This is a genomic window from Blautia acetigignens (assembly GCF_025566865.1).
Taxonomy (GTDB): Bacteria; Bacillota; Clostridia; order Lachnospirales; family Lachnospiraceae; genus Blautia_A; species Blautia_A acetigignens.
In genome coordinates this window covers 1-2,558 of record NZ_JAOQJM010000039.1, presented here as the reverse complement: position 1 = coordinate 2,558, position 2,558 = coordinate 1, and the positions used below count along the sequence as shown (strand labels likewise).

Genomic DNA, 2,558 nt, shown 5'->3' with positions numbered 1-2,558 from the left:
GTGAGGGGCTTTTGAGACTTGAACCTCTCATCGCAAAACAATATATGATGAAAGGATGTGAAAAAGTCGAGACAAAGTCTACTCGACGGTTGCAATGAGTATATTTGAATACGACCGGGAATGGGAAGAAGAGTTGCTACGGAAAGAGGAATTTGAGGCTGGGAGAGATACGGAAAGGAAAAATACGGAAAAAGAGCGGATGAACGCAGAAAAAGAACGCCGCCGCGCAGACTCAGAAAAAATGCGCGCTGATCATGCGGAAAGAGAACTTTTGCTTCTAAAAGAAAAACTTGCTTTAATGGAGAACAAGTAGAAAATTAAGTGTTTAGGTATACAAAACCAGGAAATCACAGTATTATTATGCCGCAGATTTCCTGGGTTTATTTGTGACGGGGGACAGTGCTCAGTCACCGCCTCCTGTTTGATGATTTATAAATACGGTTCCCCGGGAATTTCCGGATAGCTTCCCATTCCGATCAGCAGCTCCAGTCCAATCTGTCTGGCCTGCAGAACCGCTTCCTTCACCGCACTGGCATCTCCTGAGATTGCCAGAATCACCTCATTGGAATGGCTTGTCCCAATGCTCGGCGTCATATATCGAGTAATATGAACCGCAGAAGCCTTCATAGCCGTATCCGCCATCACAAGCCCAATTGCCGCAGGAGAACCTGCCATAAATCCAAAAGCCTCACCAGGAACCGCATTGAAAGCCATAGAAAGTGCTCCGCCAGCATTGGCAGAAAAAGCAAATTCCAGATGTCCGGATTCACTGATATACAATTCTCCGGCATATTTATTGGTCAGTTCCAGCGCAAGGGAAATGGCATGGCGCACATCCGACACATCATTTCCGCCAATCACAATATAGTTTCCATGTCCGCCCCATCCCTTGGTATCACGTGGAAACTCAATGGAAAGAACCTCCGTGCCCGTAGCCTTTACCGCATCATCCACCGCCGTGATCTGTCCGGCAGCACCTGTACGGGAACTAAAAAGTCCAAGAGTATGATAACGGGTTCCTATATTCATTTCCTTTAAAAGAGTATCGTCTACTCCTGAAATCACAAGTCCGATAGTATCCAGAACTGCAGTCCCCACAAACTCTGTGCGTGTGCATTTGGTACTGATGCTGTGTACATCCATGGGAAAAACCTCCACCTGATTACTTTTCCTAAGTGTAGCATGATTGCCCTGATTTTGAAAGTTATAATTGAGATTTTTGTCGATAAAAATTAGCGGTAAATGTATATGTAAACATCGAAAAATGGATTGTAAACCAAAAACAAATAAATGGTTGACAATTCCTTGCTGCTATGTTAGATTGTATCTGACAAAATTCTTATCCCTATATTTACCATTCGAAGAAATATAGGATATGCCCGAGGAGGAGATTATGAGTACTGTAACCGCAACAAAAACAAGAACCTACGACATGGCCTACATCGCCATCTTTGCCGTACTGATCGCAATTTGTTCCTGGATTTCCATTCCAATGACCGTTCCCTTTACCTTACAGACATTCGGTGTATTTATGGCTGTAGGTGTGCTCGGCGGCAAACGAGGCAGCCTGGCTGTTCTGGTTTACATTCTGCTTGGAGCAATTGGAGTTCCTGTATTTGCCGGATTCTCCGGAGGATTTGGAATCCTTCTCAATAACACTGGCGGTTATATCATCGGCTTCTTATTCTCCGCACTTGCAATGTGGGCAATCGAATCCCTCTGGGGCAAGAAGCCTGTAGTACAGATCATTTCCATGGTTGTAGGACTGCTTGTATGCTACGCAATGGGAACCATCTGGTTCATGGTTGTATACACGAGAACCACAGGCGCTGTTGGACTTGGAACCGTACTGGGCTGGTGCGTAATTCCGTTCATCATTCCTGACCTTGTAAAAATCGCTCTGGCATTTGTACTGTCCAGAAGAGTACGCAAGCTTGTACCATTACAGTAATAAGAATCGTCAGACATATCCCATTCGCCCTCATCACGGGATGTGCCTGGCGTTTTTTATCGGAAACGGCTACAGCAATGGATTTACAGCCCATATGCAGGAAATGCTGGAGCTTTTTACAAAAGGCGCAGACGTCTGTCTCACCGTAAACACAGACGAAATCTGCTCTGCCTGTCCCAACAACTGTCAGGGACTCTGCGAGGCAGCTGAAAAAGTAAAGCGCTATGACAACGCCGTACTTTCCCAGTGCGGCCTGACAGAAGGCCAGACCCTTCCATTTTCCAAATTCACCCAGTACGTCCAGCAGAACATCATCGCCTCCGGCAAACGCCCGGAAATCTGCGGCGACTGCCAGTGGAACCGCATCTGCCAGGATCAGCCCAGCAGATGGCAGAATACATGAGAGAAGCAGTCTCTAACAAAATAATGAAAGCAATCAAATTACTGTCCTCTTTGCCGGATCATCCGACGGAGAGGGCATTTTTGCATATTACAGCTAGAGCGTGTTTGAAAAATCATTCCTGCAATCTGCACGCCCCACTTTGCGGTATATTTCACCCGAATTCGGTTGTCGTAGCCCGCTACGACGCCCTCATCCGGGCAAAAT

Annotated in this window: 5 protein-coding genes; 3 read left to right on the top strand and 2 right to left on the bottom strand. The window is 46.3% G+C overall.

Going from position 1 to position 2,558, the window contains the following annotated elements; all coding sequences use genetic code 11:
* Positions 1–429: 429 nt before the first annotated feature.
* Positions 430–1,143, bottom strand: coding sequence for a microcompartment protein PduB (gene pduB, locus OCV70_RS18765; RefSeq protein WP_021924370.1), 714 nt, complete (start codon positions 1,141–1,143; stop codon positions 430–432).
* A gap of 250 nt (positions 1,144–1,393) precedes the next feature.
* Here pduB and OCV70_RS18760 point away from each other — a divergent pair, with 250 nt between their 5' ends.
* Both OCV70_RS18760 and OCV70_RS18755 read left to right on the top strand, forming a co-directional pair.
* On the top strand, positions 1,394–1,951 hold the full coding sequence (locus tag OCV70_RS18760; RefSeq protein WP_021924369.1) for a biotin transporter BioY: 558 nt from the start codon (positions 1,394–1,396) through the stop codon (positions 1,949–1,951).
* Positions 1,935–2,354 (top strand): DUF1284 domain-containing protein, encoded by a 420-nt coding sequence (locus tag OCV70_RS18755; protein WP_317259486.1) that lies wholly within the window; start codon positions 1,935–1,937, stop codon positions 2,352–2,354. Before OCV70_RS18760 ends, OCV70_RS18755 begins: the two co-directional genes overlap by 17 nt.
* A 38-nt stretch (positions 2,355–2,392) precedes the next feature.
* Here the strand turns inward: OCV70_RS18755 and OCV70_RS20030 are convergent, their stop codons facing one another.
* Entirely contained in the window at positions 2,393–2,509 is a 117-nt protein-coding gene (locus OCV70_RS20030; RefSeq protein ID WP_317259487.1) for a DUF6783 domain-containing protein, read from the bottom strand.
* On the opposite strand from OCV70_RS20030, the gene OCV70_RS20290 reads away from it, so the two are divergent.
* A partial coding sequence (locus OCV70_RS20290) for a DUF6783 domain-containing protein (RefSeq protein ID WP_416795320.1) occupies positions 2,480–2,558 on the top strand: 79 nt, incomplete at its 3' end. The genes OCV70_RS20030 and OCV70_RS20290 overlap by 30 nt on opposite strands.